Origin of the sequence: Pseudomonas fluorescens (assembly GCF_003732425.1) — a bacterium.
Taxonomy (GTDB): Bacteria; Pseudomonadota; Gammaproteobacteria; order Pseudomonadales; family Pseudomonadaceae; genus Aquipseudomonas; species Aquipseudomonas fluorescens_BE.
Genome location: NZ_MOBX01000015.1, coordinates 650405 through 666428 on the forward strand (window position 1 = coordinate 650405; position 16024 = coordinate 666428).

16 protein-coding genes and 2 pseudogenes are annotated in these 16024 nt (G+C 59.6%); 10 read left to right on the forward strand and 8 right to left on the reverse strand.

Features of this window, described 5'->3' with window-relative positions; genetic code table 11:
- Positions 1–136: 136 nt before the first annotated feature.
- Together BK670_RS24925 and colR are read right to left on the reverse strand one after the other, a co-directional pair.
- Positions 137–1411 carry a sensor histidine kinase gene (locus BK670_RS24925; protein ID WP_123453755.1) on the reverse strand — a complete coding sequence of 425 codons (1275 nt, stop codon included), beginning with the start codon at positions 1409–1411 and terminating at the stop codon, positions 137–139.
- The gene (gene colR / locus BK670_RS24930; RefSeq protein WP_123453757.1) at positions 1411–2082 is read right to left on the reverse strand and encodes a two-component system response regulator ColR; all 672 of its coding nucleotides are present in this window, start codon (positions 2080–2082) and stop codon (positions 1411–1413) included. The genes BK670_RS24925 and colR overlap by 1 nt, the downstream gene beginning before the upstream one ends.
- Before the next feature lie 220 nt (positions 2083–2302).
- Between colR and BK670_RS24935 the strand changes: the two genes are divergently transcribed.
- Positions 2303–3046, forward strand: coding sequence for a phosphatase PAP2 family protein (locus BK670_RS24935; protein WP_123453759.1), 744 nt, complete (start codon positions 2303–2305; stop codon positions 3044–3046).
- Positions 3047–3056: 10 nt separating this feature from the next.
- Here BK670_RS24935 and BK670_RS30030 read toward each other — a convergent pair.
- From BK670_RS30030 to BK670_RS24955, 5 genes and pseudogenes are all read right to left on the reverse strand, one after another.
- Positions 3057–3182 (reverse strand): annotated as a pseudogene (locus tag BK670_RS30030) (metal ABC transporter ATP-binding protein); the annotation flags it as partial.
- A 56-nt stretch (positions 3183–3238) separates the two neighbouring features.
- Positions 3239–4885, reverse strand: a complete 1647-nt coding sequence (groL, locus tag BK670_RS24940; protein ID WP_123453761.1) for a chaperonin GroEL — start codon at positions 4883–4885, stop codon at positions 3239–3241.
- Positions 4886–4934: 49 nt separating this feature from the next.
- Complete coding sequence (locus BK670_RS24945; protein ID WP_007916610.1) at positions 4935–5228, reverse strand: co-chaperone GroES; 294 nt, start codon at positions 5226–5228, stop codon at positions 4935–4937.
- A gap of 260 nt (positions 5229–5488) precedes the next feature.
- The gene (locus tag BK670_RS24950) at positions 5489–5965 is read right to left on the reverse strand and encodes an FxsA family protein (RefSeq protein ID WP_123453763.1); all 477 of its coding nucleotides are present in this window, start codon (positions 5963–5965) and stop codon (positions 5489–5491) included.
- Between the two features lie 65 nt (positions 5966–6030).
- On the reverse strand, positions 6031–6762 hold the full coding sequence (locus tag BK670_RS24955) for a HugZ family pyridoxamine 5'-phosphate oxidase (protein ID WP_123453765.1): 732 nt from the start codon (positions 6760–6762) through the stop codon (positions 6031–6033).
- A 163-nt stretch (positions 6763–6925) separates the two neighbouring features.
- Here BK670_RS24955 and BK670_RS24960 point away from each other — a divergent pair, with 163 nt between their 5' ends.
- Positions 6926–7684 carry an SDR family oxidoreductase gene (locus BK670_RS24960; RefSeq protein WP_123453767.1) on the forward strand — a complete coding sequence of 253 codons (759 nt, stop codon included), beginning with the start codon at positions 6926–6928 and terminating at the stop codon, positions 7682–7684.
- A gap of 18 nt (positions 7685–7702) precedes the next feature.
- Positions 7703–7804, forward strand: a pseudogene (locus BK670_RS30375) (hypothetical protein); the annotation flags it as partial.
- Here the strand turns inward: BK670_RS30375 and apbC are convergent.
- Entirely contained in the window at positions 7771–8865 is a 1095-nt protein-coding gene (gene apbC, locus BK670_RS24965; RefSeq protein WP_123453769.1) for an iron-sulfur cluster carrier protein ApbC, read from the reverse strand. The pseudogene BK670_RS30375 and the gene apbC sit on opposite strands and share 34 nt — an antisense overlap.
- Positions 8866–9207: 342 nt before the next feature.
- Here apbC and metG point away from each other — a divergent pair, with 342 nt between their 5' ends.
- The 7 genes from metG (at position 9208) to nth (ending at position 15950) form a co-directional block, all read left to right on the forward strand.
- Positions 9208–11259, forward strand: a complete 2052-nt coding sequence (metG, locus tag BK670_RS24970; RefSeq protein ID WP_123453771.1) for a methionine--tRNA ligase — start codon at positions 9208–9210, stop codon at positions 11257–11259.
- 131 nt (positions 11260–11390) lie between these two features.
- Complete coding sequence (locus BK670_RS24975) at positions 11391–11960, forward strand: Rnf-Nqr domain containing protein (RefSeq protein WP_123453773.1); 570 nt, start codon at positions 11391–11393, stop codon at positions 11958–11960.
- On the forward strand, positions 11957–13165 hold the full coding sequence (gene rsxB / locus BK670_RS24980; RefSeq protein WP_123453775.1) for an electron transport complex subunit RsxB: 1209 nt from the start codon (positions 11957–11959) through the stop codon (positions 13163–13165). Before BK670_RS24975 ends, rsxB begins: the two co-directional genes overlap by 4 nt.
- Positions 13152–14135 carry an RnfABCDGE type electron transport complex subunit D gene (locus BK670_RS24985; protein WP_123453777.1) on the forward strand — a complete coding sequence of 328 codons (984 nt, stop codon included), beginning with the start codon at positions 13152–13154 and terminating at the stop codon, positions 14133–14135. Before rsxB ends, BK670_RS24985 begins: the two co-directional genes overlap by 14 nt.
- Positions 14132–14737 (forward strand): RnfABCDGE type electron transport complex subunit G, encoded by a 606-nt coding sequence (locus BK670_RS24990; protein ID WP_123453779.1) that lies wholly within the window; start codon positions 14132–14134, stop codon positions 14735–14737. Before BK670_RS24985 ends, BK670_RS24990 begins: the two co-directional genes overlap by 4 nt.
- On the forward strand, positions 14734–15315 hold the full coding sequence (locus tag BK670_RS24995) for an Rnf-Nqr domain containing protein (protein WP_123453781.1): 582 nt from the start codon (positions 14734–14736) through the stop codon (positions 15313–15315). Before BK670_RS24990 ends, BK670_RS24995 begins: the two co-directional genes overlap by 4 nt.
- Entirely contained in the window at positions 15312–15950 is a 639-nt protein-coding gene (gene nth / locus BK670_RS25000) for an endonuclease III (protein ID WP_123453783.1), read from the forward strand. Before BK670_RS24995 ends, nth begins: the two co-directional genes overlap by 4 nt.
- Positions 15951–16024 lie beyond the last annotated feature (74 nt).

Consider the following 16024-nt stretch of genomic DNA (forward strand, 5'->3'; position numbering starts at 1 on the left):
TCACCACCTTAAGGAGCGGCGTGTCAGCGTCAGGTCATCCATTTGTGAAAAAAATGTCCGGTAAACAGACAAATTATTACAGCGTTATACAGGAATTAGACAGGAAGGAGGGAGTAGCATCGAGCCACTCCGTGCGTCAGATTTTGCCCAGATCTACCTCGAAGCGGCAGCCATTGGGTTCCATCGTGCTCAGGCTGACAGTCCAGCCCTGGTTCTCGCAGATCCGCTGAACCAGCGACAATCCCAAGCCCAAGCCCTCGCCACGCTTCTCGCTGCCACGCACGAAAGGCTCGAACATGGCTTCGCGTTTTTCTTCCGGAATGCCGACACCCGAGTCTTCCACCACAAAGCCGTTGGCCGTGAGTGTCAGGCGAATGAAGCCCTTCTCGGTGTAGTGACAAGCGTTGCGCAACAGGTTGCCCATCACCGCAGTCAACAACGTTGCGTTGTAGCACGTGGTCGACGGATGTCCCGGCTCAAACTGCAAGGTCAGTCCTTTGCTTTCGATCAACTCACGCCACACACAGAGCAGGCTGTTCGCGACTTGGGTGAGATTCTGTTGCGGCGCCGAACCGGCGTCTTCGCGTTGGGAGCGGGCGAGCATCAGGAAGGTTTGCACCAGCTCGCGCATTTCCTCACTGGCCCGGGCAATGCGCTCGACCTGATTGCGCCCACGCTGATCGATGGCCGGGTTTTCCAGCAGCAGCTCGCAAGAGCTGGCCAAGACCATCAACGGCGTGCGCAATTCGTGACTGACATCGCTGGTGAACAATCTTTCACGCGTCAGCGCCTGACGCAGGCGCCCCAGCGTGGCATCGAACGCTACCGCCAGTTCGCCGACTTCGTCTGCCGCATAATCCGGCGCCAGCGGCGGCGCCAGGCCGAGCAGCTGATCACGATGACGCACCTGCCGGGCCAGTCGCACCACTGGCGCCATCACCTTGCGCGCCAGCACCCAACCGAGGAATACCGCCAGGGCCAGGCTGAGCACAAAACCCACCAGCACCACGGCAAACAGCACGCGCTCGCGCTCTTCGAAATCGCTTTGATCCTGCAGCAGCACATAACGCCGACCGTCGACGATCTCGACCATCGCGTGATACGACAGCTGCTCGCGGAACACTTCATGGAAACCCGAGTCGAGATGACGCAAGTCCTTGGGTAGTTCGAAATCACCCGGCCCGCCACTGAAATAGAACAACTGGTCGGGTTCCGGGCGATGGCTCCAGTCCGAGACATTGTCCATCAGCAGAAGCCGTTGCAGATCGCCGCCCAGCCCCGCCGAAATCAGCTTCTCTTCCACCAGGTGCACGGTCGCGACGATGCCCATCGCGAAAGCGCCGGCCACAAGTGCGCTCATCAAGGCAAAAGCAATGATGATCCGCTGGGAAAGACTTTGCCTGAACTCCATTACACGTCGGCCAGCCGGTAACCCACCCCGTGCACGGTGTGCAGCAGTGGTTTGGCAAACGGTTTATCAATGACTTGTCGCAGTTGGTGAACGTGGCTGCGCAGGCTATCGCTGTCCGGGCAATCATCGCCCCACAGCGCTTCTTCGAGAATTTCCCGGCGCAGCACGTGCGGGCTCTTCTGCATCAAAACGGCCAATAGCTTCAGGCCGACCGGGTTGAGTTTCAGCAGTTTGCCTTCGCGGGTCACTTCCAGCGTGTCGAGGTCATAACTCAGGTCTGCGACCTTCAGGGCCCGGCGGCCACCACCTTGAGCACGTCGCATCACCGCTTCGACCCGCGCAGCGAGTTCAGACAAGGCAAAGGGCTTGATCAGGTAATCGTCCGCCCCGGACTTGAAGCCCTGCAAACGGTCGTCCAGTTGATCGCGCGCAGTGAGCATGATCACCGGCGTGTCCCGACGGGCGTCTTCACGCAGGCGTTTGCACAGGGTGTAGCCATCGATGCCGGGCAACATGATGTCGAGCACGATCAGGTCGTAATGCTCGGTGGCGGCCAGATGCAGGCCCGACAGGCCGTCTTGGGCGCAATCGACCGTATAGCCCTTGAGGCCCAGATAATCGGCCAGATTGGCCAGGATGTCGCGGTTGTCTTCGACCAATAGAATTCGCATGGGCACCTCCTCCGTACGGGGTAACGGCCGTCTTGGCCCGCGCAGCTTACGGCCAAGTGTGGCTCAGGGCTAGGCGTGCGTCGGGTTGTCTGGCAAGAAAAACGCTCATTGCGCCTGCCAACGTTTTTTTCACCTTCGGTTAACAAATCGGCGACGCCAGCGCGCGCAGACTCCGCGCGGTTGCGCTCTTCAGACCCCACTTACGACCAAGGAATTGCCCATGGCGTCGACTTCTGCCCGCCCTGCTTCCAGACCGCTGAACCTGTGGCTGTGCCTGGGAATACCCACCATTGCGGCGATCGTTCTGGTGCTGCTCGAACTGACCGACCTGGACATGGATCTGGCCCGGCTGTTCTATGACCCGGTCGCCGGTGACTTCATCGGTCGCCACAGTTTTTTCCTCGAAGACATCCTGCACGATCGCGCCAAACAGGTGGTGATCGCGTTTTCGGTGTTTGCGGTGCTGGGTTTTCTCGGCTCGTTTTTCATCGACAGACTGAAGCCCTTCAAACGTGAACTGGGCTGTCTGGTGCTGTCGCTGGGCCTGGCGACCTCGTTCGTCACCCCGGTCAAAGCCGTGACGGCGGTGCAATGCCCATGGAGCCTGGAGCAGTTCGGCGGGCATGAAACCTACAGCAAACTGATGGAACATCGTCCTCAGACCGACAAGCCCGGCCGTTGCTGGCCCGGTGGTCATGCGGCGACGGGGTTCACCTTGTTTGCGCTGTTCTTTGTACTGCGTGATCGCCGTCCGCGTCTGGCCAAGCAGGCGTTTATCTTTGCCTTTGCGTTGGGCTCGGTGTTCTCGATCAGCCGGATGATGCAGGGCGCGCACTTCTTTTCGCACAACGTGTGGACGGCGATTTTCTGCTGGCTGATTTGCCTGGGGTCGTATTACTGGGTGCTGTATCGCCCGGCGGTGAAAACCGAGGCCGTGGTCAAGGCACAACCGGTCAGCGCCTGAAATATAGATCCAATTGTGGGAGCGAGCCTGCTCGCGAATGCGGTGTGTCATTCAACATTAATGTGGGCTGATCCGACGCCTTCGCGAGCAGGCTCGCTCCCACAGGGGATTGGTGTAACGCTAAAATACGGGCAATAAAAAACCCCGCTGACTCGCGTCAGCGGGGTTTTGCGTTACGGGGGTAAGGCTGGCTTACATCATGCCGCCCATGCCACCCATGCCGCCCATGTCTGGCATACCGCCGCCAGCCGAGCCTTCTTTCTTCGGTGCATCAGCAACAGCGGCTTCGGTGGTCAGGATCAGACCGCCGATCGAGGCTGCAGCTTGCAGAGCCGAACGGGTTACCTTGGTTGGGTCCAGGATGCCCATTTCGATCATGTCGCCGTATTCGCCGGAAGCAGCGTTGTAACCGAAGTTACCTTTGCCGTTCTTGACTTCGTTGACGACTACGCTTGGCTCGTCACCGGAGTTGGCAGCGATCTGACGCAGCGGCGCTTCAACAGCGCGACGCAGCACAGCGATACCGACGTTCTGGTCAGCGTTGTCGCCGGTCAGTTCGGTCAGGGCTTCCAGAGCACGGATCAGCGCCACGCCACCGCCAGGTACCACGCCTTCTTCAACGGCTGCACGGGTTGCGTGCAGGGCGTCTTCAACGCGGGCTTTCTTCTCTTTCATTTCAACTTCGGAACCAGCGCCAACCTTGATCACTGCAACGCCGCCGGACAGCTTGGCCAGACGCTCTTGCAGTTTTTCACGGTCGTAGTCCGAGGAAGTTTCAGCAACCTGAGCACGGATCTGAGCGATACGCGCCTGGATGTCGCCTTCAACGCCAGCACCGTCAACGATGATGGTGTTTTCCTTGGACAGGGTTACGCGCTTGGCGTTACCCAGGTGCTCCAGAGTGGTGCTTTCCAGGCTCAGGCCGATCTCTTCGGAGATAACGGTACCGCCGGTCAGAACGGCGATGTCCTGCAGCATGGCCTTGCGACGGTCGCCGAAGCCTGGTGCCTTGACGGCAGCGACTTTAACGATGCCACGCATGTTGTTCACAACCAGAGTCGCCAGGGCTTCGCCTTCAACGTCTTCGGCCACGATCAGCAGTGGACGGCCGGCTTTGGCAACGGCTTCCAGCACTGGCAGCATTTCGCGGATGTTCGAGATCTTCTTGTCGACCAGCAGGATCAGCGGGCCGTCGAGCTCGGCAACCATGGTGTCCGGCTTGTTGACGAAGTACGGGGACAGGTAGCCACGGTCGAACTGCATGCCTTCTACAACCGACAGTTCGTTTTCCAGGCCCGAGCCTTCTTCAACGGTGATCACGCCTTCTTTACCGACTTTTTCCATGGCTTCGGCAATGATGTCGCCGATGGAGTTGTCGGAGTTGGCGGAGATGGTGCCGACCTGAGCGATTGCCTTGGTGTCAGCGCATGGCTTGGACAGGGCTTTCAGCTCTTTGACGATCGCGATGGTCGCTTTGTCGATACCGCGCTTGAGGTCCATCGGGTTCATGCCGGCAGCGACGGCTTTCAGGCCTTCGTTGACGATCGACTGAGCCAGAACGGTCGCAGTGGTAGTACCGTCACCGGCGTCATCGTTGGCACGGGAGGCAACGTCTTTGACCAGCTGCGCGCCCATGTTTTCGAAGCGATCTTCGAGTTCGATTTCTTTGGCGACGGAAACGCCGTCCTTGGTGATGGTCGGAGCGCCGAAGCTCTTCTCGAGGATCACGTTACGGCCTTTCGGGCCCAGGGTCGCTTTTACCGCGTCAGCCAGAACGTTGACGCCCTTGAGCATCTTGGAGCGGGCGGCATCGCCGAACTTAACTTCTTTAGCAGCCATGATCGATATTCCTTAAATACTTTGTAGTAGCGGGAAAATGAGCGGGGTATCAGCCTTCGATAACAGCGAGGATTTCGTTCTCGCTCATTACCAGCAGGTCTTCGCCGTCGACTTTCACTGTGTTGCTGCCGGAGTAAGGACCGAACACAACCTTGTCGCCTTCCTTAACGGACAGTGCGCGCACTTCACCGTTTTCCAGAGCTTTGCCCGGGCCTACAGCGAGAATCACACCGTGGTTGGCTTTTTCAGCAGCCGAACCTGGCAGGACGATACCGCCAGCGGTTTTCTTTTCTTCTTCGCTGCGACGGATAACGACGCGGTCATGCAGAGGACGAAGCTTCATTGTCGATCTCTCCTAATTGTGGTTTTCATCGGCCGGTGTAGTCCCGGCGGGTTTAACAAATCCGGCCTGCGCCGGTTGCGTCTCGTCAAGCGAGCCGCGGAAGTCTGTCCGGTTCAAATACCGGAAACCTTTCGGTGACCGATACATAAGGGCGCATAAGCTTATTACAAGGGCGGGGCTAAAAATTTTTCACTGATGTTCTGCGCAAAAGCCGCTCATAAACGAACACGGCACCCGAAGGTGCCGTGTAGAGATAGCAGTTACTTGCTGTCGCGATGTTCGAACTCGCCTTCGATCACATCACCCTCGCGGCCCAGAGGCTGACGCGGTGCGGGACCGCCACGGGGTTGCAAGTCATCGGCGAACGCGCGTTGGCGCATGGCCTGTTCTTCGGCGCGCTGGCGCATTTTGTTCGCCAGCAACCGACGGCTGATGGGCAGCAGCATGACCAGACCGACCACATCACTGATGAAGCCCGGCAGGATCAACAAGCCACCGGCTAACGCCAGCATCAGCCCTTCCAGCATGGTTTGCGCAGGCAGTTCGCCGCGGTTCAGGCTTTCACGGGCACGCAGGGCCGTGGCCAGACCGGCGACGCGCAGCACGAACACGCCGAACATCGAGCCGAGAATGATCAGCAGCAGGGCCGGGAAAAACCCGATAGAGCCTGCCACTTTGACGAATACGAACAGCTCCAGCACTGGAAACAGCAGAAAGAGCAACAGAAAAGGGCGCATCAAAGTTTCCTCAACGCAAGAAATGCCTTGCAGTAAGCCTTAGATGACGTCGCGCTTTCGTGAATTCAAGCGTCGGCCACTGCATTTTTTGGCCAGACCTCGGCGTGAGCCAGAGAAACCAAGGCCTCGCGCACTTGTATCGGCGTATGACAAGGCGCTTGAAACGGCAGCCAGTACAGCGCCTGACCGATGCGCAGGTGCATGCCTTCGCTGTCGATCCCGGCCAGTTGCGCCGGCACGTTTTTCGGCAGACCGGCGAGGTCGACATAGTGCGCGATAGCTTTGGCGTGGTCGCTGTTCATGTGCTCGACCATGCTTATTTCAGCCTTGCCGGCGAACGGGTTGGCCAGGGTCAGTTGCTCAATCCAGTGAATCGCGCCGAAACCGCCGATGTAGCGATGACGCACCGGGTTCAGCACCCAGAAGTCGAAATCGTGGGCCTTGTGGTAGTTCTGCGAATCCGGGAAATAACGGTAGTAACGCTCGGCGGCGGCGTCGATGGCAGCGGCGTCTTCTAGTTTTTGCGCTTCGGCCAGATAGGTCAGGCGCCCCACGGCTTGCACGTCGTCAGCCTCGCGCTCGCCGACGAGCATCGAGCACTTCGGGTCTTTTTGCAGGTTGTGGGTGTGCTGCGCGATGCGGCTGATCAGGATCAGCGGCCGACCCTGCTCATCCAGGCAGTAAGGCACCACGGAGCCAAAAGGAAAACCGGGCATCGATTTCGAGTGCGTCGACAGCACTCCCCGGTATTCCTTGAGAAGCAATTCTCGGGCATTCTTGGCCACTTCAACGCTCAATTTATGACTCCTTAAATAGAATCCGTCGAAAAAACGGACAGGCGCCCGGGATCAAGTCCCAGTCACGCCGGCGGGCAACTCTCATGTGCAACCTAGCCACGGCCGTTGCAGATTGGGAGTCGCTGAAAACAAAAACGACTCAGACTGCTATCGGGGCATGCGAATGCAACTCAACGACAAAGTAATCATTATCACTGGCGGTTGCCAGGGTTTGGGCCGTTCGATGGCCGAGTATTTCGCCGGCAAAGGCGCCAGGCTCGCGCTGGTCGACCTCAATCAGGAAAAACTCGACGACGCGGTCGCGGCCTGCAAAGCCAAGGGCGTCGAAGCCCGCAGCTATCTGTGCAACGTGGCCAATGAAGAACAGGTCGAGCACATGGTCGCTCAGGTCGCCGCCGACTTTGGCGCGATCCACGGTTTGATCAACAACGCCGGGATCCTCCGAGATGGCCTGCTGCTCAAGGTCAAGGACGGCGAAATGACCAAGATGAGCCTGGCACAATGGCAGGCGGTGATCGACGTCAACCTGACCGGTGTGTTCCTTTGCACCCGTGAAGTGGCGGCGAAAATGGTCGAGCTGAAAAACAGCGGCGCGATCATCAACATCTCGTCGATCTCACGTGCCGGCAATGTTGGCCAGACCAACTATTCGGCCGCCAAGGCTGGTGTGGCTGCGGCGACCGTGACCTGGGCCAAGGAGCTGGCGCGTTATGGCATTCGTGTGGCGGGCATTGCGCCGGGCTTCATCGAAACCGAGATGACCCTGGGCATGAAGCCGGAAGCGCTGGAGAAAATGACTTCGGGGATCCCGCTCAAGCGCATGGGCAAGCCGGAAGAGATCGCCCATTCGGCGGCGTATATCTTCGAGAACGACTATTACACCGGTCGGATTCTGGAGATGGATGGCGGGCTGCGGATCTAACCCCCACTACAAAACCAAATGTGGGAGCGAGCAGGTCGAATCGTCGCACCGTCGCTCCCACAGTTTTTTTCAGTGTTGCTGAGTCATCAATCGTCGCTGATGGTGATATTCGGCATCGCCGGCGTCGCCGCTTCCTGCAACACAATCCGCGCGCCGACGTGGCGGGCCAGTTCCTGATAGACCATGGCAATCTGGCTGTCCGGCTCGGCGATCACCGTCGGCTTGCCGCCATCGGCCTGCTCGCGGATCAGCATCGACAGCGGCAGCGAAGCCAGCAGTTCCACACCGTACTGGGTCGCCAGTTTCTCGCCACCGCCCTCACCGAACAGATGCTCGGCATGCCCGCAGTTCGAGCAGATGTGCACGGCCATGTTTTCCACCACACCCAGCACCGGAATGTTGACCTTGCGGAACATTTCCACGCCTTTGCGCGCGTCCAGCAGCGCCAGATCCTGTGGCGTGGTGACGATCACCGCACCGGCCACCGGGACTTTCTGCGCCAGGGTCAGCTGGATGTCGCCGGTACCCGGCGGCATGTCGATGACCAGATAATCCAGATCGCCCCACGCGGTTTGCGTGACCAGTTGCAACAGCGCACCGGAGACCATCGGCCCGCGCCAGACCATCGGCGTGTTGTCGTCGGTGAGGAACGCCATCGACATGACTTCCACACCGTGTGCCTTGAGCGGCACAAACCATTTCTGTTCCTTGACTTCAGGACGGGTACGCTCAGGGATGCCGAACATGATGCCCTGGCTCGGGCCGTAGATATCGGCGTCGAGAATGCCGACCTTGGCGCCTTCACGGGCCAGGGCCAGTGCGAGGTTGGCGGCAGTGGTCGATTTGCCCACACCGCCCTTGCCGGAAGCCACGGCGACCACGTTCTTGACGTTGGCCAGCCCGGGAATCTGCGCCTGCGCCTTGTGCGCGGCGATCACGCTGTTCACTTCAACCTTGGCGATCACCACGCCGTCGAGGTTTTCGATGGCCAGTTGCAGCAGTTGCGCCCAGCCGCTCTTGAACAGACCGGCGGCATAACCGATTTCCAGCTGCACATTGACGCGGTCACCGACGATCTCGATGTTTTTCACGCAACCGGCGCTGACCGGGTCCTGGTTCAGGTAAGGGTCGGTGTATTGGCTGAGGACGGCTTCCACCGCTGCGCGAGTGACGGCGCTCATGGGCAACTCCGATAACAAGACTGGGAATAGATGGCGGGTATCGTACCCCGCGGATTCGTTTGTGGTCAGGCGTTTTATAATTCGCCGCGCCTTTGTGGCGAGGGAGCTTGCTCCCGCTCGGCTGCGCAGCAGTCGCAATCAGGCTGATCCGGTGCATCTGACATTACCGGGATGGGGCGGCTTCGCCACCCAGCGGGAGCAAGCTCCCTCGCCACAATGTATAGGGCTCAGTCCATCCGGTTATTGCGGTTGCCGCATCGGGAAACAGGCGCACAGGGTGAAAAATATGCGCCGGCGCTTTATAGTGGCCGACCTCCGTTTCATCAAGTAGCGAAGCCCCACATGTCCGAACCACGCAAGATCCTCGTCACCAGCGCCCTGCCCTACGCCAACGGTTCGATTCACCTTGGCCATATGCTGGAATATATCCAGACCGATATGTGGGTGCGCTTCCAGAAGCATCGCGGCAACCAGTGCATCTATGTCTGCGCCGACGACGCCCACGGTTCGGCGATCATGCTGCGCGCGGAAAAGGAAGGCATCACCCCGGAACAACTGATCGCCAATGTGCAGGCTGAACACAGCGCCGACTTTGCCGAGTTCCTGGTCGATTTCGACAACTTCCACTCCACTCACGCCGAAGAAAACCGTGAGCTGTCGAGCCAGATCTACCTGAAGCTGCGTGACGCCGGGCACATCGCCCAACGTTCGATCACCCAGTATTTCGACCCGGAAAAGAAAATGTTCCTGGCCGACCGCTTCATCAAGGGCACCTGCCCGAAATGCGGCACCGAAGACCAGTACGGCGACAACTGCGAAAAATGCGGTGCGACCTACGCCCCGACCGACCTGAAGGATCCGAAGTCGGCAATCTCCGGCGCCACCCCGGTGCTCAAGGATTCCCAGCACTTCTTCTTCAAGCTGCCAGACTTTCAGCAAATGCTGCAGACCTGGACCCGCAGCGGCACGCTGCAAGACGCCGTGGCCAACAAGATCGCCGAATGGCTGGACGCCGGCCTGCAACAGTGGGACATCTCCCGCGATGCGCCGTACTTCGGTTTCGAGATCCCAGGCGAGCCGGGCAAGTATTTCTACGTGTGGCTGGACGCGCCAATCGGCTACATGGCCAGCTTCAAGAACCTTTGCAACCGTACGCCGGAACTGGACTTCGACGCGTTCTGGGGCAAGGATTCCACCGCCGAGCTGTACCATTTCATCGGCAAGGACATCGTCAACTTCCACGCGCTGTTCTGGCCAGCGATGCTCGAAGGCGCGGGCTACCGCAAGCCGACCGGCATCAACGTGCACGGCTACCTGACCGTCAACGGCCAGAAGATGTCCAAGTCGCGCGGCACCTTCATCAAGGCCCGTACGTATCTGGATCACCTGTCGCCGGAATACCTGCGCTATTACTACGCGGCCAAACTGGGCCGTGGCGTCGATGACCTCGACCTGAACCTCGAAGACTTCGTGCAGAAGGTCAACTCCGACCTGGTCGGCAAAGTGGTCAACATTGCCAGCCGTTGCGCCGGTTTCATCCACAAGGGTAACGGCGGCCTGCTGGTCGACAACAATGCCGCGCCAGAGCTGACCGAAGCGTTCCTCGCGGCTGCGCCAAGCATTGCCGATGCCTATGAAGCCCGCGACTTCGCCCGCGCCATGCGTGAAACCATGGCCCTGGCCGACCGCGCCAACGCGTGGATCGCCGACAAGGCCCCGTGGTCGCTGAACAAGCAGGAAGGCAAGCAGGATGAGGTTCAGGCGATCTGCGCCACCGGCATCAACCTGTTCCGCCAACTGGTGATCTTCCTCAAACCGGTGCTGCCGCTGCTGGCCGCCGATGCCGAGGCGTTCCTCAACGTCGCCCCGCTGACCTGGAACGACCACACCACTCTGCTGGCCAACCACCAGTTGAACGAATTCAAACCGTTGATGACCCGCATCGACCCGGTAAAAGTGCAAGCCATGAGCGACGCCTCTAAAGAAGACCTGACCGCCAGCCAGACCGACACCGGCGCTGCCGCGCCTGCAGGCAACGGCGAACTGGCCAAGGATCCGCTGTCGCCGGAAATCGACTTCGACGCTTTTGCCGCCATCGACCTGCGCGTCGCGCTGATCGTCAAGGCTGAACACGTCGAAGGTGCCGACAAGCTGCTGCGCCTGACCCTGGACATCGGTGACGAGCAACGCAACGTGTTCTCCGGAATCAAGAGCGCTTACCCGGATCCGTCCAAGCTCGACGGTCGCCTGACCATGATGATCGCCAACCTCAAGCCACGGAAAATGAAGTTCGGTATCTCCGAAGGCATGGTGATGGCGGCCGGCCCTGGTGGTGAAGAAATCTACCTGCTGAGCCCGGACAGCGGCGCCAAGCCGGGTCAGCGCATCAAGTAAGGCCCTGCAACAAATCGATCCCACCGGCGTGTCCCGCATGCCGGTGGGATTTTTCATATCTGGCCCACCCCACGTGGGTGCCGGATAATGCCTAACCTTAAGAGACCTCCTCCCGCTTAGCCGGCAGAACCATGACCGAACTCGTGCTTACGCTGATCAGTGCCGCCCTGCTCAACAACTTCGTGTTGCACTGGCCGCTGGGCGTCGATCCGCTGCTGGCGGGCAGTCGTCGGCAGGTGCATGCGCTGGGGCTGGCGACGTTGTCCTTGATGTTGGTGGTCGGTGTGACCGGTTACGCCCTCTGGCATTGGCTGCTGGTGCCACTTCACCTTGAAGCCCTGCGCCTGTTCGTGTTTTTGCCTTTGAGCGTGTTGCTGATCGCACCGCTGCTCAAACTGCTGGCGCGCTGGCGACCGGGTCTGCCGTTCGACGGGTTATGGCCTTTGTTGCTGGGCAACGCCGGTGTACTCGGGCTGGCGCTGATCAACGCGCAAAACGATCAAGGCCTGCCGCGTGCAATCGCGCTGAGTCTCGGCGCCGGGCTGGGTTTCTGGCTGGTACTGAGCCTGTTCAGCGATTTGCGCGAGCGCACGGCCGACAACGTTATTCCCCTGCCCTTTCGCGGCCTGCCGATTGATCTGATCGGCGCCGGACTGATCGCAGTGATTTTTCTCGGATTCAGTGGATTGATCAAAACATGAGTCTGATTCAACGCATCGATGCCCTCCTGCCGCAGACCCAGTGCGGCAAGTGCGGCCATCCCGGTTGCAAGCCCTATGCGCAAGGCATTGCCGAGGGCGAGCCGATCAACAAGTGCCCGCCGGGCGGTGACGAAACCATCGCGGCGCTGGCTGAGCTGCTGAGAGTGCCGGTGCTGGAGCTGGACAGCAGTCGCGGCTCGGCGCCGCCGCAAGTGGCGTTCATCCGTGAAGCCGAATGCATCGGCTGCACCAAGTGCATTCAGGCCTGCCCGATCGACGCGATTGTCGGCGCGGCGAAATTGATGCACACGGTCATCATCGACGAATGCACCGGTTGCGATCTGTGTGTCGCACCGTGTCCGGTGGATTGCATCGAAATGCATCCATTGCCGTCGAGCACATTGCCAGTCGTCGGCGGCCTCGCCTTCAGTCTCGACGAGCAGCGTGCACGCGCGGCCAAACGCGATCACGCGCGTCAACGCTTCGAGCGCCGAAACGAGCGCTTGCACCGCGAAGAACAACAGAAACAGGCTGAACGTGAAGCGCGGGCGAAACGGGCGGCGCAGCCTGAAGTGAGCGCAACCGATCCGGTGCAGGCGGCATTGGAACGGGTGCGGGCGCAGAAAGCCGCCACCGTCGACGCGGCGCTGAAGAAAGCCAAGATCGATGTGGCGATGAGCCGTGCGCAATTGCACAAATCGTTGAAAGCTTTCGGCCATCCGCCGACGTTCGAGCAGCAGACACAGTTGATGGTGTTGCAGCAGCAGTTCGAAGCGGCCGAACAGGCCCTGGCGAAACTTGAAAGCAGCGCCCCGCCTGCCCCGGCAGTCACGGCACCGGCGAAGGACGCCGACTTGAAGCGGGCAAAAATCCAGTTGGCCATGCGCCGTGCCGAACTGAAAAAAGCTCAAACCGCCGAAGCAGCGCCCGAGCAAGTCGCAGCGCTAGAACAGGCTCTGCGCGAAGCCGAACAGGCCCTGCACGCCGCCGAAGCCACAAGCGATCAACCATTGCCTGACCTGGTGCGCGTCGAAAAACGCCCGATCGACAGCCAGTTTCGCCAGTTGAAAACCGAATTGGCCTACGCCCGCGCGGACCTCAACAAACTCGAACGGCGTGCCGATACACCCACCGAAATCCTCGAAAAGGCCCGCGCCCGCCTGCAAAACGCCGAGCGCCAGGTGCAAGATCATGTTGCCCCTTGAGGCACCGGACAATCGCCTGCAACAGGCAATGAAGCTGGTGTTGCTGGCAGCCTTGCCGGGGATGCTGGCATTGTTCTGGTCGTACGGTTGGGGCGTGTTGATCAATCTGCTGCTGGCGATCGTTGCCGCGATGATGGTCGAGGCCGCCGTCCTCCGTCTGCGTCGACAGCCCATTCAATCAGCGCTGAGCGACGGCAGTGCGCTGGTCAGCGCGACATTGCTGGCTGCCGCCCTGCCACCCTATTGCCCCTGGTGGCTGACGGTCACGGCGATGGCTACGGGACTGTTATTCGGCAAGCACATATACGGCGGTGTCGGTAAAAATCCGTTCAATCCGGCGATGCTCGGGTTTGCCCTGGCCATGGTGATGTTCCCGCAACCGATGACCCATTGGCCGGCCCATGGCCTGGATCTGACGGCAACGTTTCAACAGGTATTCGGCGCAGGTCAGGCACCAGACGCTTGGGCACAGGCCACGGCGCTGGACAGCCTGCGCATCAACAAAAGCCTGACCATGGACGAAATGTTCGCCAGCAATCCAGCCTTCGGTCGATGGGGCGGACACGGTATGGAATGGGTGAATCTGGCGTTTCTCGCTGGCGGGTTGTTTTTGCTGCAACGCCGGGTCTTTGGTTGGCATGCGCCGGTGGGCATGCTTGCCAGTCTGTTTATCATCAGTCTGCTGTGCTGGAAGGGTTCCGGGTCGGACTCGCATGGGTCACCGCTGTTCCACCTGCTCAGTGGCGCGACGATGCTGGGGGCGTTCTTTATCATCACTGAACCGGTCTCTGGCGCTAAAAGCGCGCTTGCCCGTCTGCTGTTCGGCGTCGGCGCCGGGCTGCTGACTTACGTGATTCGAACCTGGGGCGGATACCCGGATGGCGTGGCGTTCGCGGTGCTGCTGATGAATCTTTGCGTGCCGGCGCTGGAGCGATTTTCCGCAGCCCGTCAGTCCGAGGTACGCCCATGAATCGCACGGCCAGCGCGTTTATAGTGCTGCTGTTGGCGGTTATCGGCATCGCTGCGACCTTCTTTGTTCAACGTATTAATGCACCGCAGATCGCCGCCGAACAGCGCTTGATTGAAAGTCGCAAACTCCTTGATCTGCTTCCACTCGATGCCTACGACAATCAACCGCTCGAGCATCCCATGGCCCTGGCAGACACGACCTTGAGCCACAGCACGTTGACGGGAGGCTATCGCGCGACCGAACGCGGCCAGACCGTTGCGATCCTGCTGCGCAGTCAGACCCAGGGTTATGCGGGCGCCATCGAACTGTTGATCGCCATCGATGCCAACGGCAAATTGCTCGGTGTAAAAACCCTCAAACAAACCGAAACACCGGGACTCGGCGGGCATTTGGGAGACTGGCCGAATACCTGGTTGCAGACGTTTACCGGCACATCGAGCAAGGAGCCGACAGATGCGGGCTGGGCGTTGAAAAAGGATCAGGGACAATTTGATCAAGTAGCCGGCGCGACCATCACCTCCCGCGCAGTCATCAGCGCGATCCATGATGCCCTGCGCTACTTCGACGAACATCGTGCGGCGCTGCTGGGGAGCGAAACATGAACCGGTCGGCAGTTCTCTCGAATACTTTGATGCTGACGCTGCTGCTTGGCACCACTGACTCATTGGCAGGTGCACTGGGGACATTGTTGATGTTCGCCACTGTCGTGGGCCTGTATGGCCTGTGCATGCCTGCTTTGCGGCCACGGCTCACAGAAAACAGCGTGTTGCTCGCCAGCATCTTGCTCGCCGCGACCTTCAGCAGTTGTGCAGACCTTTTAGCGCAACGCTGGTTTCTGCCCTGGCAGCAAACATTCGGCCTCTATGTCGGCCTGATCGCCTTGCAATGCGTGGTGCTGGAGAACAATGGTTTCTGGCGCCAGTCGCAGGCCGAGCGGTTCAAACTCTTCGGCCTGTTCGGCGGATTGATGCTCGGGCTCGCCGGGCTGCGCGAACTCGTCGGTCACGGTAGTCTTGGCCGGGGACTGTTCGAACATTGGCCAGGTCTTGTTGTATTTAGCGAAGGGCTGCACCTGATCACGCTGATCCCCGGTGCTTTTATTTTGTTGGCGCTGCTGTTGGCGGCGCGTCAGGCGATGATTCGCCCGAACTCGATATCCAAGGAAACGCATCGCCCATGAATGCTGCAAAACGTCTGGAGATTTTCCGCCGCCTGCACGAAGACAATCCGGAACCGAAGACTGAACTGGCCTACTCCTCACCGTTTGAATTGTTGATCGCGGTGATTCTTTCCGCGCAGTCGACGGACGTTGGCGTGAACAAGGCCACGGCCAAGCTGTTCCCGGTTGCCAATACGCCTGCAGCAATTCACGCGTTGGGTGTCGACGGTCTATCCGAATACATCAAGACCATCGGCCTCTACAACAGCAAGGCCAAGAACGTCATCGAAACCTGCCGCTTGCTGGTCGAACGTCATGGCAGCGAGGTCCCGCAAACCCGTGAAGAGCTCGAAGCCTTGCCCGGCGTCGGTCGCAAAACCGCCAATGTGGTACTCAATACAGCTTTTCGCCAGTTGACCATGGCCGTCGACACCCACATCTTCCGCGTCAGCAATCGGACCGGCATCGCCCCAGGCAAGAATGTGGTCGAAGTGGAAAACAAGCTGATGAAGTTTGTACCCAGGCAATTTCTGCTCGACTCCCATCACTGGCTGATTCTTCACGGGCGTTATGTGTGTCTGGCCCGCAAGCCTCGGTGCGGTAGCTGCAGAATTGAAGACCTGTGCGAGTACAAACACAAAACATCGGACGATTGACCGGCTATTGAAATTATTGAATGGTCGATTGAAAAAATCTTTTTTACCCGCCGCGGGAATGTCGATATAAGGAG